Raw genomic sequence first — 25243 nt, 5'->3', positions numbered from 1 at the left:
TTCAAAACGCAATGACCAGCGGATATTTCTAGAGACCAGTCGTCAATATTTGCGGAAAACAGCAGTGGTGGTCGATCCGGGGCCTACATTGTGCCCAGCGCACCAGGCATATCGACTCATCAGAGAGGGCGCTGACACCTACATATCCAGGGGTAACAATGATGAAGAAGCTGCTTTTCGCCGCCGCATGTGTCGCCGGCGCGATCGCCGGTGCCGGCGTCGCGAACGCGGAGGAAGTCAGGGTCGTCGACGCGAACGGCACACCGGTGACGTTCCAGACCCAGGACGCCTGCTTGGCCGACGGCCCCCATATCGCGCTGTCCAATCCCGAAGAGGACGCTCAGTACCCGTACTTCCTCTGCCGCGAGGGCGAAGACGGTCTCTGGTACCTGTTCAACTCAGACACGCAGTAGCGACGCATCCGTCCCGTGCCCGCCGGGCGGCACGGGACGGCCTGCGATGGCCTAGCGGCGGGGACCCGCGCCGGGCTGGCCCAGCAGCGGGTTGATCTGACCTGCGGCGCCGTGCTGCTGCTGTTGATGCTGCTGCAGCGCCTGCACCAACGGGTTCTCCATCATCAGCTGACGCTTGTCGTCCTCGGACAACTCGTAGAACGTCCACAGGCCCCATGCGGCCGGCCGGATGTAGAGCGTGACCTTCTGCCGCTTCTTGGTGTTCTGCGGCAGCATCGCCGGAATCGGCACGACCCTGTCCAGGGTCACCGCGCTGACGAGTTCTTGCGCCAGCGTGTCAACGTCGGTCGTGTCCTGCAGTTCGTAGACCGAAGCCTGGTGGCTCGGCTGCGCGGGGCCCTGCAGGGCGAGAAACCACGCCATGTGGCGTCTCCTTCTCTGTAGCTCGTCTTGTATCAGCGTCAGCGTAGAGGACTCGGCCGTGCGATCCGGCGATACCCTGCCCGGTCCCGCGCGACTCGCAACCGGCAACGCCTACCCGGCATGCCTCGTCCTCTCCGCATCGAATTTCGGCGGCTACGCCGCCGCGACCTGACCCTGTGCTGGATTTCACATGGCGGTAACAATCGCCAGCAGGTACGTCGGGTACACGGAGTAACGGCGCATCGCGATTCACGCCGACCAACGGGGATTGTGCTGCTGAAAGCCCGGGAATGGTGTTATGGTTCCGTTAGCTGAACGCCGCGAGCGATCGCCGCGAGACGCTTGAGAGCAGGAATCGAGGAATTTGCTGATGTCGAGCCCGATCGATCCGGTGGCGACAGGTGCCAACGGAGGGGACGTCGTTCATCGCAGCGTCACGCAAACGCCCGTGGCGGTATTGAACTGCAGCAGGATCGGCCGCGTCGCGAACCCGCCCGGATTCTCGATCACCGACTGGTTCTGGTCGAGCTTCAGGCGCTGATCAACCGTTCACTGCCGGATACGGCGGATCGTCAGCACCAGCAACAGCACGCCGGCCCCGGCCAGGGAGATCGCCACCGGCGGCTTCGACACGAAGCGGATCACCCCCGCCTTGACGTCGTCGGCCACCCGGCGCGGATTGGCCCGCTCGGCGAGGGAGTCGACCGTGATCGCCAGCTGCTCGCGCGCCAGATCGATCTCAGCCTTGATGGTGTCGGGATCCCGGTCCGCCACGTGTTCCTCCAATGCCTTCGCCCACCATGCGCGCCGGCCGCGCCCCTGCCTACAGCTCTGTCGAACTACCCTAGTTGAGCCGGGCCGCCACGCGGCGCCCCGGTCGACCGAACCACCGCACCCGTTCCGGGACCTGCTTGGAGGGATGACACACCGATGCCGCAAACCCCACGTCTCGAGGTCGGCGACGAAGCTCCGGCGTTCAGCCTTCCCGACGCCGACGGCAACACCGTCTCGCTGTCCGACTACAAGGGACGCAAGGTCATCGTGTACTTCTACCCGGCGGCGTCGACGCCGGGCTGCACCAAGCAGGCCTGCGACTTCCGGGACAGTCTCGCCGAGCTCAACGAGGCCGGTCTCGACGTCGTCGGGATCTCACCGGACAAGCCGGCGAAGCTCGCGAAGTTCCGCGACGCCGAGGGGCTGACGTTCCCCCTGCTGTCCGACCCGGACAAGAAGGTCCTCGAAGCGTGGGGCGCCTTCGGCGAGAAGACGATGTACGGCAAGACGGTGCAGGGCGTCATCCGTTCCACGTTCCTCGTCGACGAGAACGGCAAGATCAAGGTGGCGCAGTACAACGTCCGCGCCACCGGCCACGTCGCCAAACTACGGCGCGATCTGTCCGTCTAGTTCACCGAGCCGGGCCAGCAGCAGCGCCTCGGCCGTCGCCGCTCGTTCCAGCACGCCCAGGTGCAGGCTCTCGTTGATGCTGTGCGCCTGGGTGTCGGGGTCCTCGACGCCGGTGACCAGAATCTTGGCGTCGGGGAATGCCGCCGCGAACTCCGCGATGAACGGGATCGATCCGCCGACTCCGGTGTCGACGGCGTCGTGTCCCCACGCCTGCCGAAACGCGCTGCGCGCGGCGTCGTAGACGGGGCCGTCGGCGTCGATGGCGTACGGTTCGCCGAGATCTCCGGGGGTGACGGTCACCTGCGCGCCCCACGGCGCATGGCTCTCCAGGTGCCGGGTCAGCGCCGCGAGGTGCGCGGCGGCGTCACCGCCGGGGGCCACCCGCATGCTGATCTTGGCGCGAGCGCGCGGGATCAGCGTGTTGGACGCCTTCGCGATGGGTGTGGTGTCGATACCGATGACCGTGATCGCCGGCTTGGCCCAAAGCCGTTGTGTCGCTGAGCCGGAGCCGATCTCGCGCACCCCGTCGAGGACGCCGGTGTCGGCCCGGACCCGCTCGGGCGGGTAGTCGACCTCGGGAGCGTCGGCGACGTGCAGGCCCTCGACGGCCACGTTGCCGTCGTCGTCGTGCAGCGAGGCGAGCAGGCGCACCAGAACCGACAGCGCGTCGGGCACCACCCCGCCCCACATCCCCGAGTGCAGGCCGTGGTCGAGGGTGGCGACCTCGACCACACAGTCGGCCAGACCGCGCAACGACACCGTCAGCGACGGGATCTCGGTGCTCCAGTTGTCGGAGTCGGCGATCACGATGACATCGGCGGCCAGCGCGTCGCGGTGCTTGGCCAGCAGCGCGCTCAGCGACGGCGAGCCCGACTCCTCCTCACCCTCGACGAAGACGGTCACCCCGACCGGCGGATTGCCGCCGTGCGCTCGGAACGCGGCGAGATGCGTTGCGATACCGGCCTTGTCGTCGGCGGTGCCGCGACCGTACAGCCGGCCGTCCCGTTCGGCCGGCTCGAATGGGGCGCTGTGCCACTGGGCGGGGTCGCCTTCGGGCTGCACATCGTGGTGGGCGTACAGCAGCACCGTCGGCGCACCGTCCGGCGCGGGATGACGGGCGATGACGGCGGGGGCGCCGCCCTCGGCGACGATCGCGACATCGTCGAACCCGGCCTCGGACAACAACTTCGACACCGTTTCGGCCGACCGCTGCACTTCGGGACGGCGGTCGGGATCCGCCCACACGGACTGGATGCGCACCAGGTCTTCGAGGTCGGCGCGCACCGACGGCAGGACGTCGCGGACGCGTTGCACGAGATCGCTCATGGCGACCACGTTAGTCGCCTGCCTGGGCCCCGCGAGCGTGCGCAAAGTCCGGGATTTGCCCGGCGTGTCCGCCGCGGACACGCACGCTCGCCAAAAAGGGGCTAGCGCTCTTCGAGGACGGCGACCGCGGCGGCGGTGTCGGCCTCGTGGGTCAGCGACAGGTGGATCGTCACCTCTTTGAGGTGCTCGGCCACCGCGCCGGACAACCGGACCCGGGGGCGCCCCCACATGTCGGTGATCACCTCGATGTCGCGGTGGATCGCCTCAGGCAGCACCGGCCGCTTGGAGAACCGCGATCCCGACCAGGCCTTGATCACCGCCTCCTTGGCCGCCCACCGCGCCGCGAGGTGGCGCGCCGCCGACGAACTCTTGTCGGCGGCGTCGCGCCGCTCCCCCGGCGTGAACGTCTCGGCGAACACCGTGCCCGGGCGATCCACCTGCTCGGCGAACTCCGGAATGGAGACGAGGTCGATACCTATCCCGACGATGCCCACGAACAGCACGCTATCTCACGGTTCATCGCCGATACACGCCGTCCTCGGTGAGCCGCGAAGCCGCGTCGAGCAGCATGCCGGCTTCCTGGACCTTCTCGGGCGCCTCCTGGTCGAAGCGCCGCCCGTCGGGCCGCTCGTACATCGGACGTCCACCGGCGATCGCCGATGCGAGCCTGCGCTTTCCGGCCAGCTCCCGCTCCTGGGCACGCGCGGCGTAGTCCGCCTGCTGCTCCGGGGTCAGGGTGGCCAGGAACGCCTGCGGATGCACCAGGGCGATCAGACCGGACACGTGACCGAAGCCGAGGCTGGTGATCAGACCCGCCTTCAGCGGGTACTTCTCGCCCATCCGCAGGGTCTCGCGCGGCCACACGAAGTGCGCGGACGTCGCCAGCTCCTCGTCGACGCAGTCCAGGCTACGGTTCGGCGGGATCACGCCGTCGCGCAGGATCTGGCACATACCCATCGTCTGGAAGACCGCCGCGCCGCCCTTGGCGTGCCCGGTCAGGCTCTTCTGGCTGACGATGAACAGCGGCGCACCCTCGGAACGACTCAATGAGTCGGCCAGCCGCTCGTGAAGCTCCTGCTCGTTGGGATCGTTGGCCAGCGTCGAGGTGTCGTGCTTGGAGATCACCGCGATGTCGTCGGCCCCGACGCCCAGCTTGTTGAGCGACTTGGCCAGCACCGACTCCCTGCCGCCGCGACCGGCGCCGAGCGCGCCGAGCCCCGGAGCCGGGATCGAGGTGTGCACACCGTCGGCGTAGGACTGCGCGTACGCGACCACGGCCAGCACCGGCAGACCCATCCGCAACGCGAGATCACCGCGCGCCAGCAGGATGGTGCCGCCGCCCTGGGCCTCGACGAAGCCCAGCCTGCGCCGGTCGTTGGCGCGGGAGAACCGGGAATCGCTGATGCCCTTGGCACGCATCACCTCGGTGTCGGCGGTGGCCGCCATGTCACCGAAGCCGATCACGGCCTCCAGCGTCAGGTCGTCATAGCCGCCGGTGACGACGAGCTCGGCCTTGCCCAGCCGGATCTTGTCGACACCCTCCTCCAGCGAAACCGCCGCGGTGGCGCACGCGCCGACCGGGTGGATCATCGATCCGTAGCTGCCCACGTAGCTCTGGATCACGTGTGCGGCAACGACGTTCGGCAGCGTCTCCTGCAGGATGTCGTTCGGCTTGTTCTTGTCCAGCAGGTTGCCGTGGAACATCGTCTGCATCGAGGTCAGACCACCCATGCCGGTGCCCTGCGTGCTGGCGACCAGGCTCGGGTGCACCCAACGCATCAGTTCGGTCGGCGAGAAGCCTGCGGACAGGAACGCGTCCACCGTCGCGACCAGATTCCACAACGCAACGCGGTCAATGGAATTCGCCATGTCCGGGGTGACACCCCAGACCTGCGGGTCGAACCCGGTCGGAATCTGCGCGCCGACGGTACGGGACAGCTTCGCCTTGCGGGGCACCCGAATCTCGGTGCCCGCCTTGCGGGTGACGGTCCAGTCGGAGCTGTCGGGCACCGGGCTGATCACCGTGTGCTCCGGGTCGAACTGCACGAACGCACGCGCGTCGGCCTCCGACGACACCACGAACGAGAAGTCCTTGTCCAGGAACACCGACACCAGCAGAGGCGCCGAGTGGTCCGGGTCGATCGCGCCGTCCCCGACGAACTCACGGATGCCGACCCGTTCCACGACCGCGTCGTGGTAGCGCTCGACCAGGTCCGCCTCGTCGACGAGATCGCCGGATTCGGTGTCGTACCAACCCGGTTGGGGATCGTCCTCCCACTTGATCAGACCGGTGGTCCAGGCCAGCTCGAGGACACCGGCCGCCGACAGCTCGTTGTCGACCTCCATCTCGAACCGGGTGCGCGACGAGCCGTACGGGCCGAGTTCGGCGCCACCGACGATGACCACCAGGTCGGCCGGGTCGACGTCGAGGTCAGCCCACTCCGGCGCGGGGGCCGGGACGGTGGGCCGCGGCGGGGACGGCAGCGCCGCGATGAGGTGATCGCCGGCCTCCTCGTCCTCGGCCTCGGCGGGCGCCGCGGTCGCGGCTTCCCTGGCCTTGGCGGCCAGTTCGGCCAGATCCAGCTCCACATCGGCCAGTCCGCCGGTCAGGTCGGCCTGCACCGGCTCCTGGGCGGCGGCGACCTTGGTGTCGACGTCGCACAGCGCCAGCAGCATGCTCGCCATCTCCTCGGTGGAGTAGGTCTGCACACCGGCAGCCTCGACCCCGTCGACGATGACGTCGTTGTGGCCCATCAGCCCGGTGCCGCGGGTCCAGCCGATCAGCGCGTGCGCCAGGCTGACGCGCTGAGCCCATGACGTCTCGGCCTTCCAGCGCGACACGACCGCATCCAGGGCGGCCTTGGACTCGCCGTAGGCACCGTCGCCGCCGAACATGCCGCGGTTCGGTGAACCGGGCAGCACGACGTGCAGGCGAGCCGCGATGTCGCGGTCGGCGCCGATGTGGGACAGCCCGGCGATCAGCCGCTGCACGGCCCACAGCAGGACCTTCATCTCCATCTCGGCGCGCGATCCGGCCTCGGACAGGTCCCCGCCGACGCGCGGTGCGGCGAACGGGAACAGCAACGTCGGGGTCAGCGCATCCTTGAGGTGGATGGACTTGGGCCCGAGGCTCTCGGTCTGCTCCGTGCCGACCCACTCGACGAGTGCGTCGATGTCGCTGTAGGCCGCCATGTTCGCGGGCAGCACCCACAGCTTGGCGCCGAAGCGGGCGTTGTCGCGGTAGAGCTTGCGGTAGAAGGCCAGCCGGTCGTCGTCGAGCCGGGACGTGGTGGCCACCACCGTGGCGCCACCGTCGAGCAGCTGCGCGACGACCGATGCGGCGATCGATCCCTTCGAGGCGCCGGTCACGACCGCGACCTCTTCGCTGTAGCGGCCCTTGCCGGGGTTCTCCGCTCCCGCGGCGATGCGGGCGTACAGCGACGCGTGGATGTTCAGGCCCGCGGCCAGCGCCTTGCCCTGCCAGTAGGTGGCCTGGGTTCCGACGACGTGGCCGGTCCCCTCGAACCGCTCCGACAACCGGACCCAATCGGCCTCGATCTCGTCCTCGTCGGTCAGCCAGATCTTCGCGAGATCCTCACGCGCACTGGCCCACCGGTCGTCGAACAGCACCGCCTTGCGGCCGTCGAACGCCGGAGCCACCAGACGCGGCCAGTCCGAGCCGAGCTCGGCGGTGACCAGATCGATCAGCTCCGCATCGGCGGAGGGCTCGGGCACGGACGCCACCGCGCCGTATCCCAGCTGGTCCAGGATCGTGCGCGCCGCGTTGGCCAGCACGCCGTTGCGTCCGGTGACCTGCTCGGCGAACTCACCGAGTGCCGCCGAGTCGACGACCCCACCGCCACCACCCGCGGCGGACGGCAGCGACACCGGAATCCCGAGCCGGGCCCCGACCGCGGTCACGGCCGCGTCGATCACCTTGTCCACCGCGGCCGCATCGGCCAGGGCTCCGTCGTGCAGACCGCCGAGCGCTCCGCCGCGGACGCTGGATCCCTCGCGGGTGCCCAGCGCGACCTCGGCGGTGACGTGCTTGACCCAGCCGTCCCCGAGTTCCCAGGTCTTCTTGACCCGCTCGGCGATGTAGGCGGGCCGCTTGCCGGACGGCCCGAGGACCGTGCGCAGCTGGTCGTTGATCGCGTCCGACAGCACCGGACCGAACGGCTTGTAGGTCCGGGCCAGCTTGGTGACCTGTCCCTTCAGACCCGCCAGGTCGGCTTCGGCGGCACCGTCGATGGCACCGAGATTCAGCTCCGACCCGAGATCGACCAGCATCTGGTTGCGCCGCGACGACGCGCCGTCGGTGATCGACTCGATGGAGTCGAGCGCCTCGATCTGGTCCACGCGGATCTTCGCCGACAGCGCGATGAGCGCCATCGTCGCGTCGGCCGCGTCGAACGTGATGTCGTCGGGGCGTGGAGCGCCCGCGGGCGCGACATTCGACGGAAGTCCGCCGCTGGGCGCCGCCGCCGGGGCGGGAGCCGCCTCCACCGGGGCCGCCTCGGCGACCGGCGCCGGCTCGTCGTCCGGTTCCGGATCGGTGTCGGTGGCGAACAGCACCGCGGCGTCACGCTCGGCGTTGAGCACCTCGGTGGTGTTGTGCGAGTACTCCGGCAACTTCAGCGTGTTGGCGGCCAGGCCCGCGACGGTCGGCGCGTTCTTGACGCCGATCTCCACGAACCGCTCGACACCGAGACCGCCCGCGGCCTCCTCGATGAACAGCAGGTCCTGCGTCTCGATCCACCGCACCGGGCTGGCGAACTGCCACGCCAACAGCTCGATGACGATCTTGCGCATCAGCTCGCGCGGCTTCTCGTTGCGCCAGGTGTCGTAGTCGGCGAGCACCTCGTCGAGCGGCTCGGCCGGAACGAGTTCCCGGATCTCTTCGATGAAGTCGCGGTCCAGGGTGAACGGCCGCGGCACCAGGTTCGGGATGTAGCGGCCGATCAGCAGCTCCGGATCGGCGTCCTGGGGCATCACCCGCTCGAGCGCACGCCGGAAGTCGGCGACACCGACCCGCAGCACGCTGGAGTGGAACGGCACGTCGATGCCGGGCACCAGGATGAACGAACGCTTGCCGCCGGAGATCTCGCGGCGCCGCTCGACCTCTTCCTCCAAGGCTTCCAGCCCGGCGACCGTACCGGCGATCGCGTACTGCGAGCCGCGCAGGTTGAAGTTCACGATCTCCAGGAATTCGCCTGTGCGCTCGGAGATCTCGGCGACGAAGGCCTTGACGTCGTCGTCGTCGAGATCGATCTGCGACGGGCGGATCGCGGCCAGGCGGTAGTTCGACCGGCCCTGCGCGTCGCGCGGCACGATGTCGTGCATCTTCGAACCGCGGTGGAACACCACCTCAAGCAGCGCTTCGAGCGGGTACACGTTGGACACGCATGCCAGCGCGGTGTATTCGCCGACGGAGTGACCACAGGCGATCGCGCCCTCGACGAACGCACCCTGCTCGCGCATCTCGGCGACCTGCGCCGCGGCCACCGTCGCCATCGCGACCTGGGTGAACTGCGTCAGGTACAGCACCCCTTCGGGGTGGTGGTAGTGCACACCCGAGGCGATCAGGCTGGTCGGGTTGTCCCGCACGACGTGCAGCACCGAGAAGCCCAGCGTCTCGCGGGTGAACTTGTCCGCGGTGTCCCACACCTTGCGGGCGGCCTTCGAGCGGGCACGCACCTCCATGCCCATGCCCTTGGACTGGATGCCCTGGCCCGGGAACGCGTACACGGTCTTCGGCGCGGCCAGCTGCGCGGTCGCGGCCATCACCAGCTCGCCGCCGACCTTGGCGGTGACCTCGACGATCTCCGCGCCGCGGTCGATGCCGACGCGGTCGACCCGGAACTCGATCTCGTCACCGGGCAGCACCATCCCCAGGAACCGGGAGGTCCAGCCGACCAGCCGTGCGGGCGGGGTGGCCCGGCCGTCGGTGGCGGTGACGGCGTGCTGCGCCGCCGCCGACAGCCACATGCCGTGCACGATGGGCGTTTTCAGCCCGGCCAGCAGCGCCGCGGTGCGGTCGGTGTGGATCGGGTTGTGGTCACCGGAGACCACGGCGAACGCGCTCATGTCCACCGGGGCGGTGACGACGACGTCGCGGCGACGGCGCCGCGGCGTGTCCGTGGCGTTGTCGGTGATGGCTCCGCCGGCCCGCGGCGGGTCGGCCAGCTCGGCGGCACCGGTACGGCCGCGGATCGCGAACCGCTCCCCGAGGGTCGCCAGCACGGTCCCGTCGGTGTCGGCGATGGACACCTCGACCGGGACGACCCGGCCGACCTCGGTGTCGGTGGCGGGCAGAGCCGTCGCGGTGACGGTCAATTGGGACTTCTCCGCGGGCAGCTTGGCCAGCAGATGGGCGGCGTGGTCCAGGTGAACCAGGCTCAGCAGGCCCTCGACGACGGGGAAACCGTCGTCGGTGACGGCCGACCCGATCGCCGAGAACACCGCCGGCCAGCACAGGCCGACCAGCGCGTCGGGCACCAGGGTCAGGCCCGGCGCCAGCGGGGCGCCGAACGTGGCGGTGACGCCGGTGTGGTCGGCGACCTTCTGCGGGTCCCATTCGACGGTCACGGTCGCGCTGTTGTCGCGCACCGGGGGCAGCGCGTCGGGCCCGTCGACACCGGCGGCGATCGCCAGCACCGAACGCATCGCCTTGGCGGCGTCCTCGACGGTGACGATCGGGGCGCCGCCGTCGACGGTGGACGACGGCAGCGTGAAACGGATGTCGATCCAGATGTCGGACAGCGGCACGCTCAGCGTCACGCTTCCGTCCCCGGACAACTCCAGCCGCGCCCCGGTGTTCGGGTGCGTCGCACTCGGCTTGCCGGGCACGTCGTTGACCTGCCACTCACCGGGCGCGCCGATGCGGTGCACCGGGTTGATCGCGGTGCGCCCGGCCCACAGCACGTCGGGTGAATCGAGCACCACGGCCAGCGGTCCGCTGACGTCGGCGCGGGCCTGGCGGCGCGACACCACCGGCGTCGGCTCGGCGCCTGCGGCCAGCACGCGGTCGACGATCTCCTGCTCGAACCGGTCGAGCAGTTCGCCGACCGGTTCGTCCACCCGGGTGATGCCGGCGACGGCCTGGGTGCCGGGAATGATGCAGACCTGATCGGCGGTGTAGCGGGCATCGTGGGCCTGCCACAGCGAGTCGCTGCGCCACCAGCGGCGCACGTCCTTGTCGATGACCGGCACGAAGTTGACCGGTTTGCCGGGCTTCTTGCACAGCGTCACGAAGAACGGCACGTCGGCCGGGTGCAGCTTGACGGCGCCGGCGTCGGGGTAGCGGGCCAGCAGCGCGGCGATCGCCTCGGTCGGCTGATCGAGCAGCACCTCGCCGTCGCCGACGAACAACGACTCGATCGGGCCGGAGTCCTTCTCGTTGAGGCGGGCCTCGGCGCGCTTGAGCATCTCCTCGAAGCGCTCACGCCAGGTGTCGGCCAGCCACGGGCTGCCGGGGGCTGCGGTGTCGGCGGTGCTGTCGCCGTCGCCGATGGCGAGTTCGACGTAGCGCTGCAGCCACTGCAGGTAGGACATGTCACCGACGTCGCCGAAGTACGGCTTGGCGGTATCGGCCATCGCCGCGATGATCTCGTCGCGGCGCTCGGCCACGGCGTCGGCGTCACCGGCGACCTCGTCGAGCAGGCGACCGCACCGCGACGCGGTGTTGTCGATCTCGTGGATGTCGGCCCCGAGCTGGCTGCGGCCGCTGGCCATGCCGTTGATGGCCTTGCCCGCACCGACCCAGGTGTCGGTGCCGGTGGTCTCGACGAGCATCTGCTTGACCGCGGGCGAGGTGGTGGCCTCCTTGGTCGCCATCGCGGCGGTGCCGACGAGGATGCCGTCGACCGGCATCGCCGGGAAGCCGTAGTCCTTGGCCCATTCACCGGACAGGTACTCGGCCGCCCGCTCCGGGGTGCCGATGCCGCCGCCGACGCAGATGGTCACGTTCGGGTACTTGCGCAGCTCGCCGTAGGTGCTGATGAGCAGGTCGTCGAGGTCCTCCCACGAGTGGTGCCCGCCGGCGCGGCCGCCCTCGATGTGGACGATGACGTCGCGGTCGGGCACCTCGACGGCGATCTTGATGACCGACTTGATCTGGTCGACGGTGCCGGGCTTGAACACCACGTTGCTGATGCCGACGTCGTTGAGCTCCTTGATCAGCTCGACGGCCTCTTCGAGATCGGGGATGCCCGCGGTGACGACGACACCGTCGATGGGGGCGCCGGACTGGCGGGCCTTTTGCACCAGGCGTTTGCCGCCGACCTGAAGCTTCCACAGGTACGGGTCCAGGAACAACGAGTTGAACTGGATGGCCCGGCCGGGCTCGAGCAGCTGGGTGAGTTCGGCGACCCGGGCGTCGAAGATCTCTTCGGTGACCTGGCCGCCGCCTGCGAGCTCGGCCCAGTGGCCGGCGTTGGCCGCGGCCGCGACGATCTTCGCGTCCACCGTGGTCGGGGTCATGCCGGCCAGCAGGATCGGCGAGCGGCCGGTGAGCCGGGTGAACTTGGTCGAGGCCTTGACCGAACCGTCGGGCAGCGCGACGGCCTTCGGTGCGTAGCTCGACCAGGCCGGTGCGACGGCGGGCTCGGCGCCGACGGTGAACAGGCTGCGCTGGCCGGAACGCGTGGCGGCGGGCACGATGCCGATACCGAGACCGCGGATGACCGGGGCGGTCAACCGGGTGACGGTGTCGCTGGGCCCGAGGTCGATGATCCACTTCGCGCCGGTCGCGGCGAGTTCCTCCACCTCCGCGACCCAGTCGACCGGGTTGACGAAGATCGTCTCGGTCAGCCGCTGGGTGAGTTCGCGGTCAAGTCCGGTGCGCGCGGCCCATTCGTTGACGAGGTCGACGCCGGCAGCCAGACGCGGGGTGTGGAAGCCCACCTCGACGTTGAGCTGGTTGAAGATCGGCCGGAAGATCGCGCCGCCGCGCGTCTTGTTCTTGCGCTCGGCCTCTTCCTTCTCCGTGATCTTCTCGCAGTAGAGCTCGAAGCGGGCCAGCTGTTCGGGGGTACCGGTGATCACGACGGACCGCCGGCCGTTGCGGATCGACAGCGCCGGGGGCAGCACCGTCCGGACGTCCTGGGCGAACTCCTCGAGCAGTTCGGCGATGCGTGCGGGGTCGACGTTGAGCACCGACACCATCGGCGATTTGTCGCCGCGTCCGACCATGCCGCAGCGGCGCGACACCAGCGACCCGGCCGCACCGATCAGCTGACCGATGGCCAGCAGTTCGACGTCACGGGCGCCGCCGGCCTTCAGCGACTCGACGGCGGTCACACCTTGGGAGTGGCCCGCGATCGCGACCGGCGGGTGCGCGTCGAGGTCGAGACCCTGGCGCTTGATGGCCCGCTGGGCGGCCATCTGGGTCAGCAGGATGCCGGGACCGGAGATCGCGGCGGTGGTGAGGTCCTTGGCGGACGGCAGCGGCTCGTCGGCGGCGAGCGCACGGATCCAGCGCATCGGCTCGAAGCCGATCGGCCGCACCACGACGAGCTCGCGGGCCAGCGGCTCCAGCAGGAGCTCGGCCTCGGCGACCAGCTGGCTGATCTCCGATTCGATACCGGCGGAGTTCACCAACTCTTCGAGGTTCTCCAGCCATGGGCCGCCCTGGCCGCCGAATGCGACGGCGTAGGGCTCACCGGAATGCAGCCGATCGACGAGTGCGTGCGTTCCCGTCAGCGGTTCGTAGCCCTGCTCGGCCCGGCCGTTGGAATTGGTGGTCGCACGGTGCTGGTCGTTGATCGTCACGTCGTGTGTTCTCCTCGGTGTTGCGCGCTACGTCGCTCGTCGCGGGGCTTGTTTCGGCTCGTCGGGTGCTTGCCTGTGCACCCGCTGGGGCCCTTGCGATTCGGCGTCGAATCCGGCTGGTCTCGCCCGCGGCCCTCTCCAGGCGCGTCCATCGCGGTCCGTGAGCCGCAGGCGGTCATTCAGCCGTACTAAGAGTGTCATAAGAGACTGCCCTAGTTTTGCGCCTGAAATGGTTACTGGCGAGTTCTACGCGTGGGTAACACAAGGTTGCGTAACGCGCGTTTCCGGACGGCGGTGAACTATCCGGGACAAACGTCCTGCATGCGGGTGGTTACGGTTGAGTAGGATAGAAGCGCAGTTCAAGGCAGCATTGTTACACAATCGTTATCTGAGAAACTCAGTTCTCTGTTTGTTGCGTCGGCGTGTCGACAGACGTGACACGATCGCAAAACTTGTCCTGTCAGCGCTTCGCTTCGCGGATACAAGTTTGCTGGGAATTCCTACTGGAGAGTAAGTCCTTGCGGGATCCATCCCACCGTCCGGGACGCGCCGCCTCAAATGACGCCAGATTCGAGCACGGCGCCGCAGGGCCGAACGCACCGGCCCGCACGCGGCGCCCGCCGTGTGATGAAGACCGGCTCCGCGAGCGTGGTTGTGCGGCAAGGAACCCCGTTCCGCACCAAGGCAGCCATCCAGACGCCCCGCCCCGGCGACCCGGGCCCGTCGCGCGATGGGTGTCCGGCATCCTTCCTGACCGCAACCGGAGCCGGAGCCGGCGCGCGCGGCCTTCACCGCGGGCGTTGCGGCGACTGTGTCGTTCAGGCCCCGCGACAGGACCGCCACGGCTCGTCGAGCAGAGCCGCCACGGCGCGCCCCACCCCGGAAGCGCCCAGATGGCGCCGCATCGCGAGCCGTAGCCGGACGGCCGCGGCTGCCTCGGCGAGCGCCCGGTAATCCGCAGCGATCCCGCGAAGCTCGGTCAGTTCCTGCGGCCGCGGCACCCGGTCCCCGACGCGGTCCCGGTACAGCTGGTCGAGACACACGGCCAGCGTCTCCGCCAGGGAGTCGACCGGACCCGCGGCCGACCGCAGGAAGCGGGCCAGCGTTCGCGCATACCCCAGCGGGTCTGGAGACCGCTGCAGGACCTCGGCGACGGCGTGGTCGAGAATCACCGGGCGGGCGTCCACCACCTCGGCGACGCCGTACTCGACCAGGGTGTGGACTTCAGCCCTGCCGGCGTCCAGGTCGAGTGGCAGGCCGCGGCGGTACGTCCGCCCCGCCCGAGTGAGCACCTCGCGCGGCAGGCCGAGCTCGTCGGCCAGGTCAGACCCCCGCCGCACCGCCGCGAAGAACTCCGCGATGTGGGCCGAGCTGTAGCCCTTGCCAAGGAGTCGGCTGATCGCATCAAGCTGCGACAGATGGTGATCGTCGTACAGCGCGGTGCGCCCGGCCCGCCGCGGCGGATCGAGCAGGCCCCGCTCCCGGTACGCACGGATGTTCCTGGCGCTGACTCCGGAGACGTGGGCGAGATCGTCGAGCCGGTATTCCGCCATCACGCGACCCCGCATTCGTGCGGGGACGGTCGGGCCACGCCGGGGTGCTGCATGCCGCCACTGTAGCGACACCGAGCGAAGACACAGGTCACCCGCACCACCAGCGGCACTACGGCTAAATTGACGCCCTCATCAGCAGTAATGCTTGATCTCGAGTCGATTTCTGCGCGTACTGGTGCGGTTTCAGCCAACACCATCGGCGCACGCACGGCGGACGGACATCGCGGCGTGTGAGCAAATCGATTGGCGCCGGGTACACCTCCTCGGCGACGATGTAAGAACCTACCGGCCGTCGGCTGGACATTAAGACAAAGTGAAGCGACAGAAGGTGCCCACACGTGCGTCCCTGGATTGTTTGGGCCACCGGGCTACTCGCCTACATCGTCGCCGTCTTCGACCGGACCACCCTCGGCGTCTCCGGGCTGGCCGCCGCGGAACGTTTCTCCGCCGGACCGACCGTGCTGTCGATGTTCGTCGTGTTGCAGGTGGTGGTCTACGCCTGCGCGCAGGTGCCCGCGGGCTTGCTACTCGACCGGTACGGATCACGGGTGCTGATCGTGTCGGGAGCGACGCTGATGGCCTCGGGTCAGCTGGCGTTGGCCTTCACCGAATCCCTGCCCGCCGCGGTTGCGGCGCGCGCGGTGGTCGGCCTGGGCGACGCCGTCACCTTCATCTCGGTGCTGCGGCTGGTCCCCCACTGGTTCGCGCCGCGTCAGATCCCCGTCGTCACCCAGCTGACCGGCATCGTCGGGCAGCTCGGGCAGGTGCTGTCAGCCGTGCCGTTCCTGGCGATCCTGTCCGCCGCGGGCTGGTCGGTGGCCTACGCGTCGGCCGCGGCCTTCGGCGCCCTGTCGCTCGTACTGATCCTGCTGATCGTGAAGAACACCCCGGACGGATCCGCGGCGACCGCCGAGGCGATGTCGGTTCGCGAAACCCTGACCAGCGTCAAGACGGTGTGGTTGCGACCGGGAACACGGCTGGGCTTCTTCACGCATATGGGCACCCAGTTCTCCATCACGATCTTCGCGCTGATGTGGGGCCTGCCCTATCTCACCGTGGCGCAGGGCCTGTCGGCAGGCGCGGCCGGAGCGTTGCTGAGCCTGTCGGTTGCCACCGCGATCGCGTCCGGGATCCTGATCGGCGTCTTCACCGGGCGTTATCCCCACCGTCGCTCCTGGATCGTGCTCGGCATCATCGGCAGCAATGCGGTGGTGTGGACGGTGGTGCTGAGCCTGCCGGGCCCGGCGCCGCTGTGGCTGCTCGTGGTGCTCGTCGCGGTCATCTCGGTCGGCGGGCCCGGGTCGATGGTCGGCTTCGATTTCGCCAGGACGTTCAACACCCGCGCCACGCTGGGCACCGCGCAGGGCATGGTCAACATGGGCGGCTTCCTTGTGTCGCTGATCCTGATGCAGGCCATGGGCATGGTCATGGAGGCCAAGGGCGGCATCTCGTTCGACTCGTTCCGGCAGGCGTGGACACTGCAGTACGCGGTGTGGGCCCTGGCCGTACTCGGCATCCTGGTCACCCGGCGGAAAGCCCGCAGGCAGCTGGAGAAGGACGACAGGTTCCTGCTGGAGGACATCAAGACCTGACGCCGCGGGACCGCGATAGGGTCGTGCGCATGCATGCGGTCGGGGTGGTGTTGGCCGCAGGTCTGGGCACCCGGGTGGGCGCCGACGGCAACAAGGCCTATCTGCTGCTGGCCGGACGCTCCATGGTGACCTGGTCGCTGGACACGCTGACCCGGATACCTGATGTGACGCGCACGATCCTGGTGTTCCGCCGTGGCGAGCACGACCTCGCCCGCGACACCGTGCGCCGCGAACTCGGCGATGTCCCGGTCGAATTCGTCGAGGGCGGCGACACCCGGCATGCCTCGGAGACCAATCTGATGCGCTACCTGGCCGACGACATCGAGTCCGGCGCGGTCGACGTGGTGGCCATCCATGACGCCGCCCGCCCGCTGGCGCCGCCCGCGATGTTCACCGAAGCCATCACGCTGGCCCGGCGCTACGGCGGCGCGCTGCCCGCGCTGCCCGCCGCGAACCTCGCCGGTGCGGGCGACGACGGCTTGTCGCCGGTCCCCGACCGCGCCGCACTGGTGCGGGTGCAGACTCCGCAGGCGTTCCGCGCCCGCGACCTGTTGGCCGCCTACCGCGGCGCCGAATCCGACGGCTTCGAGGGCACCGACACCTCGTCATGCGTCGAGCGGTACACCGCGGTGCAGGTGCGTACGTTCGCCGGGCACGCGACCAACTTCAAGGTCACCTACGCGCGTGACGTCGCCGTCGCCGAACGGCTGCTCCGCGACCGGGAGCCGCTCACCGACTCGCGATGACAGCCGCGAGATAGCCTGCGTCGTCGGGCAATTCGAATCTCGACGTGGTGGTGTCACCGTCGACCACCGTCACCGCCGCCCCCGAGGTCAGCACCGCGGCGAGCTCGTCGAAATCGTCTGCGCCGGCGGTGTCGAGCAGTCGCGCCAGCACCGCGACATCGAAGCCGCGCGGGTATTGGACCGTCCGCAGCGCGGACCGGTCCAGGGTCGCGGCGACCGCCCCCGAGGTGTCCACGTCCTTGATGCTGTCGGTGACCGCACACGCCGGCAGTACGGCGTCGGCGCCGTCCCGCAGAGCGGCGGTGACGCGCCCCAGGGTGTCCTCGGCGATCAGCGGCCAGGCGAGGTCGTGCAGCAGCACCGATCCGCCGCCGATGTCCTGCAATCCGGCGGCGATGCACTGCCGGCGCCGACCCGGTGCCGCGGCGGTCACCACGCGCACCGCCGGTATGCCCGCCAATGCCGCTGCCGCGCTCGGTGCCAGCGGCTCGGCCACCGCCACCACGACACCGCCCAGCGCGACGTCCGCCACCGACGCGAGGGTGCGCACGATCCGCGCGAGGACCGACTGTCCGGCGATCGGCGCGAACACCGCATCGGGCCGCTGTTGCAGCTCCATCGGGACAGGGACCAACGCCGTTAACGTCACGGCGTCCGAGGATATCCGCGCTATACCGGGTCGAACGACGCGATCAGCCAGGTGCCGTCGATCTTTGTCAACCCCACCTTGACGCTGCTCGCGGCGAACGCGCCGTCGGGGTTCTCCTTGCTCGTCGTGGTCTGGTTGATGAACACCAGCACCTCGGCGCTGTCGGCGCTGATCTGCGAGACCCCGGACCCGACCACCGACGCCGCGGTCTTGACCGACTTCTCCTTCGCCGCAGGCGCGACGATCTGTTCGGTGAACTGGGTGTAGTACGACAGGAAGTCCCCGGTCAGTTTCGACTTCGCATTGGCGAAGTCCTGGTCGAGCGACTCCGGCGAGTACGACAGCAGTGCGATCGTGCCGGTCTTGGCCGCTTCGAGCGCGACCTGCGCGGCGGCCGGATCGGTTTCCTTGTCCGGCCGGTACTCGTTGTAGTACAGCCAGGCGGCCAGCCCGGCGGAGCCACCGAGCATCAGCAGCGCGACCACGACCGACGCGACGAGCACGCGCACATTGCGCCGCGCGGGCAACGCGTCCGGCGCCTCGCCTGTCACCTCGACCGCTTCGGATTCGGTGACTTCGGCGGACTCGGATGCCGCATCCGTGGCCTCGTCACCATCGGCGGTGGTGTCCTCGGCGGTGGTGGACTCTTTGTCGCTCACGGCACGAACTCCACTTTCGACATCTTGATCTGGTCGCCCTCACGCACCAGGCTCACTCGCAGCCGCCAGGTTCGCGGTTCCTGGTTGGCCCCGGCGGTGTTGGTGACCCGCGATGACGCCGCGACGAGCACCTCGGCGGTGTCGTCGGTCATCGACTCCACGGCGGTCGAGTTCACCGTGACCTCGGTGACGACCTTGGAGTCCTGGGCGACCTTCACGAAGTCGGCGGCCTGGGCCTCGAAGTCGTCCTTGAACTGGCCGGTCGAGTTGTCGATGATGCGCTGGACGTCCGCTTCGGCGTTGTTGAAGTCCAGTGACATCAGCGTCACGACGCTCTGCCGGGCCGCCGCGGCGTACTCGGCGTTCTGCTGATGGAGTGCCTGCGCGTCGCGGTGCTCCAACCGCATGTAGCCGCTGACGGCCAGCAGTGCGGCGGTGCCCAGCACGGCGATCGTGAGGATCACCGCCACCGCGACCGACTGCCACCGCGGACGCGCCAGGCGCCGCTTGCGGTTGCCGGGTGCGGCTTCGGGGGTGTCGGTAATCGCCTCTGCCTCGTCGATGTCGACGGCCTCGCCGTCGGCCGATTCGTCGGCGTCCCCGGCGTCCTCGACGTCGGCAGTCTTTTGCGCGTCGATCGGTTTCCCGTCGGCGTCGAGTGCCTGGCGGCGCAAACGTGCCGCCCGGGCGCGCGCCCGGGCCGCCGCGGCGATCGCCTCGGCTTCCGCGGCTTCGGCTTCGGCTTCCTCGGCCAATGCCCGGATCTGGTCGGCGTCTGCCGCCCGCTCAGGATCCACGGTCGACTCTTCGACGCGATCGGCGTCGATCACCGTGTCACGTCGCCTGAATGACGGCACACCGACCTCCTTGTCTGCTGGTCATCGCGGAAAACCACTATGAGAATGCCATTCTTGATTTTTGAGTATCGCATTAACGATACCTCCGGTCCGCAGGTCCGGACAAAAAGGCCGGCCTGCGAAAACACCGCCCGTACGCTGGGCGGGCGCTCAGCGCGGGCTGGCCTCCAGGCGGTCCTTCATCACCTTGCCGGTGGCGTTCAACGGCAACTCGTCGAGGAACTCTACATACCGCGGCACCTTGAAACCTGCCATTCGGTCTCGGCACCAGGCCACCAGATCGTCCTTGTTCAGCTCTGCGGCGGGATCGCCCGAGCCCGCCTTCGGCACCACGAACGCCTTGCCCACCTGGCCCAGCCGCTCGTCGGGCACCCCGATCACCGCGGCCTGCGCCACGGCGGGATGCTCCAGCAGGAACCCCTCGATCTCGGCCGGGTAGGCGTTGAAGCCGCCGACGATGAACATGTCCTTCTTGCGCCCGACGATGCGGAGTCGCCCGGCGTCGTCGACGGTGCCGAGGTCGCCGGTGTGCAACCAGCCCTCGCCGTCGATGGCCTCGGCGGTGGCCGCCGGGTCGTCGAGGTAGCCCTGCATCACGGTGTAGCCGCGCACCAGCACCTCGCCGTCCTCGGCGATGCGCATCTCGACACCGTCGCACGCGACGCCCGCGGTGGTCGCGATGTCCTCGAACGAATCCCCCGGGCGCGACAGTGTCACCGTCCCGGCCTCGGTCAGCCCGTAACCCGTCGCGAGCGTCTGGAACGGCAGCTCCTCGTGTACCCGCCGGATCAGCTCGACGGGGATGTCCGCGGCCCCGGTGACCCCGGCGCGCAACGTGGACAATTTGGACTTGTCCGGCACCGACAACAGCGAGTGATAGAGCGTGGGCGGCCCGGGCAGCATCGTGATGCGCTCGGCGGCAATGAGTTCCACCACGCGGTCGACGTCGAATACCGGCACCGGCAGCATCGTGGCGCCCCGGATGAATGACGCGATCAGCCCGGCCTTGTAGCCGAAGGTGTGGAAATACGGGTTGACCATCAGATAGCGGTCACCCTCGCGCAGGTCGGCGAGGTCGCACCACTCCTGGTAGAGCCGCAGATTCTGGCGGTGGTTCATCATCACACCCTTGGGCCGCCCGGTGGTGCCGGAGGTGAAGATGATGTCGGAGATGTCGTCGCCGTCGACAGGTCTGCTGAAAGGCCTTCCGCTGGAGAGGAAGTCGGATTTCAGATCGATGACGGGCGGTCGCCGTCCAGCCCACGACGAAGGCAGCGTGTACTCGACCCCGAGAAATCCCTGCTGCACCAGAACAGCCTTCGCGCCGCTGCGGCTGATGATGTCGGACGCTTCGTCGGACTTGAACCGGGTGTTGACGGGCACGAGCACCCCGCCGGCGGTCAGCAGCCCGAACGCGGCGATGATCCATTCGGCGCTGTTGGGGGCCCAGATCGCCGCCCGGTCCCCCTTCTCGATGCCGAGGTCGGCGAAAGCTCCTGCAGCACAGCTGATCCGCTCGCCGACTTCTGCGAAGGACAAGCGCAGCGGACCGTCGACGACCGCTTCCGCGTCGCCGAATCGGTCCGCTGCGCTGGCGACCAACTCAGGGAGGGTCCGCCATTGGCCTTGGTACGTCACGTCGTGACGAGGCGCCCCAGGTTGCCACCCATGATCTTGGCCTGGTCCTCGACCGAGAGGTGCTCGAGGGCGGTGACGTAGTGCGTCGGTTCCGCGAGGCCCTCCGGATGCGGCCAGTCCGAACCGTAGAGCACCTGGTCCACACCGATCAGGTTGATCAGGTCGTCGATGCCCTCCTCGTAGAACGGGCTGACGTAGATGCGGTTCTTGATCTCCTCGATCGGGTTGCCGAGAAAGGCCTCGGGCGCCTTCTTGTACACCTCGGCCATCGAGTCCAGCAGCGGGAACATCCATTTCGAGCCGGCCTCGACGATGCCGACCTTGAGCTTCGGGTGCCGGAACAGCGCACCGTGGATCACCCACGACGCCACCGCGTCCTGGATCGGACGCCACTCGTTGAGGATCGACATCGCGTTGGTCTGGAAGGGCAGCATCTCCTGGGCCTTGCCGTCCCACTCCGAGGTGTAGCGCGAGTAGCCACTGTCGGAGGAGTGCATACCGACGAAGATGTCGTGGTGGACGACGCGCTCCCAGAACGGATCGAACTCGGGCAGCGCGAACGAGCGCGGGCCGCGGAAACCGGGCACCGGAGCCGGCCGGATCAGGATCGCGCGGGCACCGCGCTTGACGCACCACTCGAGTTCCTCGATCGCCTTCTCGACGATCGGCAGCGTGATGACCGGCGTGGTGAAGATGCGGTTCTGGTAGTTGAAGCCCCACACCTCGTCCAGCCACTGGTTCAGCGAGTGGATGATCACGTGGATGGCGACCGGATCGTCGGAGAGCCGCTCCTCGATCAGGCTGGCCAGCGTCGGGAACATCAGGCTGCGGTCGACGCCGAGCTCGTCCATCACCTTGATGCGCGGCTCGGGCTCGAAGAACGCCGGAATGGCCTTCATCGGCTCACCGAACAGCTCGCGCTTGCTCTTGCCGTCCGGGTTGCCGTACTTGAAGTACTCCTCCCACGCACCCGGCTTGGCGACCACCGAGAACGTCGGGTTCGGAATGTAGTTGCTGATCTGGCCGTTCAGCGCGATCTTGGTGCGCCCGTTGATCTCGACGTACTGGACGATGTCCTTGTACTCCTTGGGCAGGTACTTGGTCATCGCCTCTGGCGGCTCATAGAGGTGGTTGTCCGCATCGAACAGCGGGAACGGGATCTCAACCCGGTGCGACAGTTGTCCCATGAAAGACTCCTTTTCCTATCGTGAGAATCGTATTCTCATTTTTGTTGGGCCGCAACGACCCGTTGCGCGCTTTCGGCGACTTGTTGCCGGATCATGTACTTCTGCACCTTGCCGCTGGCGGTCCGCGGGAAGTCCTCTCCGGCCGGCACGCGGTGCAACTCCTCGGGCCACTTCTGGGTGGCGACGCCGACGCTTCTGAAGTGGGCGCGCACGTCCTCGAGCGTCGGCATCTCGTGCCCGTCGCGAATCCGCAGCACCGCCGCGGTGTGCTCCCCCAGCCGTTCGTCGGGCGCGGCGACGACGACGGCCTCGGCGACCGGCGGCATCGCCAGGAGCACCTCCTCGACCTCCAGCGCGCTGATGTTCTCCCCGCCGCGGATGATCACGTCCGCCTTGCGGTCGGTGATCGTCAGATACCCGTCCTCGTCGAGCACGCCGATGTCGCCGGTGCGGTACCAGCCGTCGTCGTCGAACGCCCGCGCGGTGAGCTCCTCGTCGATGTAGCCCAGGCACAGATCCGGTCCACGGCTGTAGATCTCGCCGTCAGGCCCGAGTTTGATCTCGACACCGGGGCGCGCGTCGCCGTCGGTGAACAGCCGCTTGTCCTCGGGCGCGTCGGGCCGCGACCCGGTGATCGACGGGTGCTCGGTGCTGCCGTAGGACCGGAACACGAACATGCCGAGGTCGGTCAGCCTGCGGGTGACCGCTGCCGGCACCGTGGATCCGCCCAGCCCGACGGTCTTGAAGTGGCTCAGGTGCTCGGGCCTGCAGTCGGGATGGTCCAGCAGGCTGGTCACGAAGTACGGCGGCCCGCCGCCGACCGACAACCCGTCGCGCTCGATGAGCGCCAGCACGCGCCCCGGATCCCACACGTCGCACAGATCGATCGGCGCTCCCTCGAGCACCGGGATCAGGAACGCCCCGAGCATTCCGATGAAGTGCCCCACCGGGGTCGCGGTCAGTTGCCGACCGCGGTCAGGCGGGTAGTTCTCCAGTAGCTGGCGGGTCTCGAAGCTCAGCGTCTGGTGGCTGTGGATCACACCCTTGGGATCCCGGGTGGTGCCCGAGGTGAACGCGATCAGCGCCGGCGCGGCCGGGTCGGCGGCGACCGTGCCTTGCATCGGTTCGGCCGCGAGCAGATCCTCGAATGCATAAACGTGACCCGAGGACTCGTGTTCGTCGCCGACCAAGGCGACGATCGGCACGCCGGCACACAGGTCGGGCTGATAACGCAGACGGCCGAACTCTCCGGTGGTCACGAACACCCGCGGTGCGGCGGTCGCCAGGATGTGCGCCAGTTCCTTGCGCCCGTAGAAGTGCACGATCGGCACCACGACGGCACCGAGGAACGCCGAAGCCCAGAACGTGACCGCTGCCTCCCGCCAGTTCGGCAGTTGCAGGGCGACCACGTCGCCGGCCCCGACGCCGCGCTCCCGCAGTCCGGCGGCCAACCGCCGCGCATCGTGCTCGACGTCGCCGAAGGTGCCCGAATACGGCCGCATGGCAGAGTGCACGTAGAAGCCGGCGTCCGGACTCTTCTTGAGCCCGTCGGCCAACATGTCGCCGAGGGTCTCGCGGGTCCAATAGCCCTCGCGCTCGTATCGTTCGACGAGCTCTGCAGGGATCCTTCGCATGGCGTGGAGCCACCTTCCCGTCGGCAAGGAGATGCGAGGCGATGCTATTCTCCGCCTGCGAGAATGCCAATACCGTAGAAGGAGAATGACCGGATGGTCGAGCTGGAGATCGATGACGGTCTGGCGATCATCACGATCGATCGGCCGCACGCGCGCAACGCGATCTCGCTCGAGACGATGGACCAGCTCGACGAGGCTCTCGACGGTGCCGGCGGGGCGGCGGCGCTGGCCCTGACCGGCGCGGGCGACAAGGCGTTCGTCTCCGGCGGCGACCTCAAGGAACTGAGCGCGTTGCGCACCGTCGAACAGGCCGGCGCGATGTCCTTACGGATGCGCTCGATCTGCGACCGCATCGCGGGGTTCCCGGGTCCGACGGTGGCCGCGCTCAACGGTCATGCCCTGGGTGGCGGGGCCGAGTTCGCGGTGTCCGCCGACATCCGGCTTGCCGCTGACGACATCAAGATCGGCTTCAATCAGGTGGCCCTGGAGATCATGCCCGCGTGGGGCGGGGCCGAGCGCCTGGTGGAACTCGTCGGCTACAGCCGGGCACTGCTGCTGGCAGGCACCGGGCGGATCCTGGCGGCCACCGACGCGGAACGCATCGGTCTGATCGACCAGGTGATTCCGCGGGCCAGTTTCGACGAGCAGTGGCGCCTGACCGCCCGGCTGCTGGCCAAGCGCCCGGCGGGTCAGGTCAAGCGGGTGATGCGCGGAGCGTCCACGACGGAAGCGGTCGCCGCGTTCGCGCACCTATGGGTGTCCGACGAGCACTGGGCCGCCGCGGACAAGGTGATGAACAAGGGCAAGTGACGCCCGTCAGCCGGACAACTCCCGGATCGGGTCCGTGCCGTCCCACGACGCCGCCGCGTCGCGCAGGAACGTCGCCATCCCCGAGGTGGCATCGGTCAGCTCCATGATCTCGATGGCGGCCGCGGGGCCACCGGGCGGTTCCAGATAGGCGAACCGTGTGCCGACATCCTCACCACCGGACCACACCACCGGCCATCCGGTCTCGGCCAGTCCGGCCATGGTGGATTCGAAATCCTCTGTCCAATAAGCCAACTGGTGAAAGCCGGGGCCGCGGGCGGCGAGGAACTCGGTGAACACGCTCGGGGTGTCGTCGTGCTGACAGATCACCTCGACCTGCATGTCCCCGCTGTTGGCCAGCGCCAGCGACAGCGTGATCTCGCACGGCACGCCGCGATAGGTCACACGCTGTTCGAGGTTGCGGATCACGAACCACGGCCCGACACCCAGACAGACCCAACCGTCCAGCGCGCGATCCAGATCAGTGACGACGTAGCCGATCTGACGAATGGCACCGGGAGGCTTCACGCCGGCACGGTAACAGGCGATCGGTGCCGAATACCGGGGTTCCCCGGCATTGTTCT

19 protein-coding genes are annotated in these 25243 nt (G+C 68.7%); 6 read left to right on the top strand and 13 right to left on the bottom strand.

Features of this window, described 5'->3' with window-relative positions:
- Positions 1–161: 161 nt before the first annotated feature.
- Positions 162–413: a hypothetical protein gene (locus NTM_RS15980; protein WP_163766820.1), complete on the top strand. Its 252-nt coding sequence runs from the start codon at positions 162–164 to the stop codon at positions 411–413.
- 51 nt (positions 414–464) lie between these two features.
- Here the strand turns inward: NTM_RS15980 and NTM_RS15975 are convergent, their stop codons facing one another.
- Entirely contained in the window at positions 465–836 is a 372-nt protein-coding gene (locus tag NTM_RS15975; protein WP_083143974.1) for a hypothetical protein, read from the bottom strand.
- Between the two features lie 370 nt (positions 837–1206).
- Between NTM_RS15975 and NTM_RS28560 the strand changes: the two genes are divergently transcribed.
- On the top strand, positions 1207–1377 hold the full coding sequence (locus NTM_RS28560) for a hypothetical protein (protein WP_170311980.1): 171 nt from the start codon (positions 1207–1209) through the stop codon (positions 1375–1377).
- 8 nt (positions 1378–1385) lie between these two features.
- On the opposite strand, the gene NTM_RS15970 is transcribed toward NTM_RS28560, so the two are convergent.
- Complete coding sequence (locus tag NTM_RS15970; protein WP_163766819.1) at positions 1386–1610, bottom strand: DUF3618 domain-containing protein; 225 nt, start codon at positions 1608–1610, stop codon at positions 1386–1388.
- 156 nt (positions 1611–1766) lie between these two features.
- Between NTM_RS15970 and bcp the strand changes: the two genes are divergently transcribed.
- The gene (gene bcp, locus NTM_RS15965) at positions 1767–2240 is read left to right on the top strand and encodes a thioredoxin-dependent thiol peroxidase (protein ID WP_163766818.1); all 474 of its coding nucleotides are present in this window, start codon (positions 1767–1769) and stop codon (positions 2238–2240) included.
- Here the strand turns inward: bcp and NTM_RS15960 are convergent.
- The 4 genes from NTM_RS15960 to NTM_RS15945 all read right to left on the bottom strand — a co-directional run bounded on the left by NTM_RS15960 (position 2217) and on the right by NTM_RS15945 (position 14890).
- Entirely contained in the window at positions 2217–3566 is a 1350-nt protein-coding gene (locus tag NTM_RS15960; RefSeq protein ID WP_163766817.1) for a dipeptidase, read from the bottom strand. The two genes, bcp and NTM_RS15960, sit on opposite strands and share 24 nt — an antisense overlap.
- A 101-nt stretch (positions 3567–3667) precedes the next feature.
- Positions 3668–4060, bottom strand: a complete 393-nt coding sequence (gene acpS / locus NTM_RS15955) for a holo-ACP synthase AcpS (RefSeq protein ID WP_179964069.1) — start codon at positions 4058–4060, stop codon at positions 3668–3670.
- Positions 4061–4082: 22 nt separating this feature from the next.
- A complete protein-coding gene (locus tag NTM_RS15950; RefSeq protein ID WP_163766816.1) occupies positions 4083–13337 on the bottom strand; it encodes a type I polyketide synthase in 9255 nt (3084 codons plus the stop codon).
- An 818-nt stretch (positions 13338–14155) separates the two neighbouring features.
- Positions 14156–14890, bottom strand: a complete 735-nt coding sequence (locus NTM_RS15945) for a MerR family transcriptional regulator (protein WP_163766815.1) — start codon at positions 14888–14890, stop codon at positions 14156–14158.
- Positions 14891–15228: 338 nt separating this feature from the next.
- Here NTM_RS15945 and NTM_RS15940 point away from each other — a divergent pair, with 338 nt between their 5' ends.
- Positions 15229–16482 carry an MFS transporter gene (locus NTM_RS15940; RefSeq protein ID WP_104863478.1) on the top strand — a complete coding sequence of 418 codons (1254 nt, stop codon included), beginning with the start codon at positions 15229–15231 and terminating at the stop codon, positions 16480–16482.
- A gap of 29 nt (positions 16483–16511) precedes the next feature.
- A complete protein-coding gene (locus NTM_RS15935; protein ID WP_163766814.1) occupies positions 16512–17228 on the top strand; it encodes an IspD/TarI family cytidylyltransferase in 717 nt (238 codons plus the stop codon).
- Here NTM_RS15935 and NTM_RS15930 read toward each other — a convergent pair.
- The 6 genes from NTM_RS15930 to NTM_RS15905 all read right to left on the bottom strand — a co-directional run bounded on the left by NTM_RS15930 (position 17212) and on the right by NTM_RS15905 (position 23852).
- Positions 17212–17847, bottom strand: a complete 636-nt coding sequence (locus NTM_RS15930) for an IspD/TarI family cytidylyltransferase (RefSeq protein WP_232079724.1) — start codon at positions 17845–17847, stop codon at positions 17212–17214. The genes NTM_RS15935 and NTM_RS15930 overlap by 17 nt on opposite strands.
- Before the next feature lie 50 nt (positions 17848–17897).
- Positions 17898–18536: a hypothetical protein gene (locus tag NTM_RS15925; RefSeq protein ID WP_104863481.1), complete on the bottom strand. Its 639-nt coding sequence runs from the start codon at positions 18534–18536 to the stop codon at positions 17898–17900.
- Positions 18533–19393 (bottom strand): Rv1363c family protein, encoded by an 861-nt coding sequence (locus NTM_RS15920; protein WP_163766812.1) that lies wholly within the window; start codon positions 19391–19393, stop codon positions 18533–18535. Before NTM_RS15920 ends, NTM_RS15925 begins: the two co-directional genes overlap by 4 nt.
- A 150-nt stretch (positions 19394–19543) precedes the next feature.
- Complete coding sequence (locus tag NTM_RS15915) at positions 19544–21031, bottom strand: FadD3 family acyl-CoA ligase (protein WP_163766811.1); 1488 nt, start codon at positions 21029–21031, stop codon at positions 19544–19546.
- Positions 21028–22218, bottom strand: a complete 1191-nt coding sequence (locus tag NTM_RS15910; protein ID WP_083143962.1) for an amidohydrolase family protein — start codon at positions 22216–22218, stop codon at positions 21028–21030. Before NTM_RS15910 ends, NTM_RS15915 begins: the two co-directional genes overlap by 4 nt.
- 35 nt (positions 22219–22253) lie before the next feature.
- Positions 22254–23852 (bottom strand): AMP-binding protein, encoded by a 1599-nt coding sequence (locus NTM_RS15905; RefSeq protein WP_163766810.1) that lies wholly within the window; start codon positions 23850–23852, stop codon positions 22254–22256.
- Between the two features lie 93 nt (positions 23853–23945).
- Between NTM_RS15905 and NTM_RS15900 the strand changes: the two genes are divergently transcribed.
- Positions 23946–24662, top strand: a complete 717-nt coding sequence (locus NTM_RS15900) for an enoyl-CoA hydratase/isomerase family protein (RefSeq protein WP_163766809.1) — start codon at positions 23946–23948, stop codon at positions 24660–24662.
- Between the two features lie 6 nt (positions 24663–24668).
- On the opposite strand, the gene NTM_RS15895 is transcribed toward NTM_RS15900, so the two are convergent.
- Complete coding sequence (locus NTM_RS15895) at positions 24669–25187, bottom strand: VOC family protein (RefSeq protein WP_197746360.1); 519 nt, start codon at positions 25185–25187, stop codon at positions 24669–24671.
- Between the last annotated feature and the right edge of the window lie 56 nt (positions 25188–25243).

The sequence above is a fragment of the Mycolicibacterium parafortuitum genome (assembly GCF_010725485.1).
Taxonomy (GTDB): Bacteria; Actinomycetota; Actinomycetes; order Mycobacteriales; family Mycobacteriaceae; genus Mycobacterium.
This window is presented reverse-complemented; position numbering and strand designations above follow the sequence as displayed.

Excerpts from the sequence above, each read along its gene's own strand:
- NTM_RS15980 (WP_163766820.1), top strand. The coding sequence starts at position 162 with ATGAAGAAGCTGCTTTTCGCCGCCGCATGTGTCGCCGGCGCGATCGCC.
- NTM_RS15975 (WP_083143974.1), bottom strand. The coding sequence starts at position 836 with ATGGCGTGGTTTCTCGCCCTGCAGGGCCCCGCGCAGCCGAGCCACCAG.
- NTM_RS28560 (WP_170311980.1), top strand. The coding sequence starts at position 1,207 with ATGTCGAGCCCGATCGATCCGGTGGCGACAGGTGCCAACGGAGGGGAC.
- bcp (WP_163766818.1), top strand. The coding sequence starts at position 1,767 with ATGCCGCAAACCCCACGTCTCGAGGTCGGCGACGAAGCTCCGGCGTTC.
- NTM_RS15960 (WP_163766817.1), bottom strand. The coding sequence starts at position 3,566 with ATGAGCGATCTCGTGCAACGCGTCCGCGACGTCCTGCCGTCGGTGCGC.
- NTM_RS15945 (WP_163766815.1), bottom strand. The coding sequence starts at position 14,890 with ATGGCGGAATACCGGCTCGACGATCTCGCCCACGTCTCCGGAGTCAGC.
- NTM_RS15935 (WP_163766814.1), top strand. The coding sequence starts at position 16,512 with ATGCATGCGGTCGGGGTGGTGTTGGCCGCAGGTCTGGGCACCCGGGTG.
- NTM_RS15930 (WP_232079724.1), bottom strand. The coding sequence starts at position 17,847 with ATGGAGCTGCAACAGCGGCCCGATGCGGTGTTCGCGCCGATCGCCGGA.
- NTM_RS15910 (WP_083143962.1), bottom strand. The coding sequence starts at position 22,218 with ATGGGACAACTGTCGCACCGGGTTGAGATCCCGTTCCCGCTGTTCGAT.
- NTM_RS15905 (WP_163766810.1), bottom strand. The coding sequence starts at position 23,852 with ATGCGAAGGATCCCTGCAGAGCTCGTCGAACGATACGAGCGCGAGGGC.
- NTM_RS15900 (WP_163766809.1), top strand. The coding sequence starts at position 23,946 with ATGGTCGAGCTGGAGATCGATGACGGTCTGGCGATCATCACGATCGAT.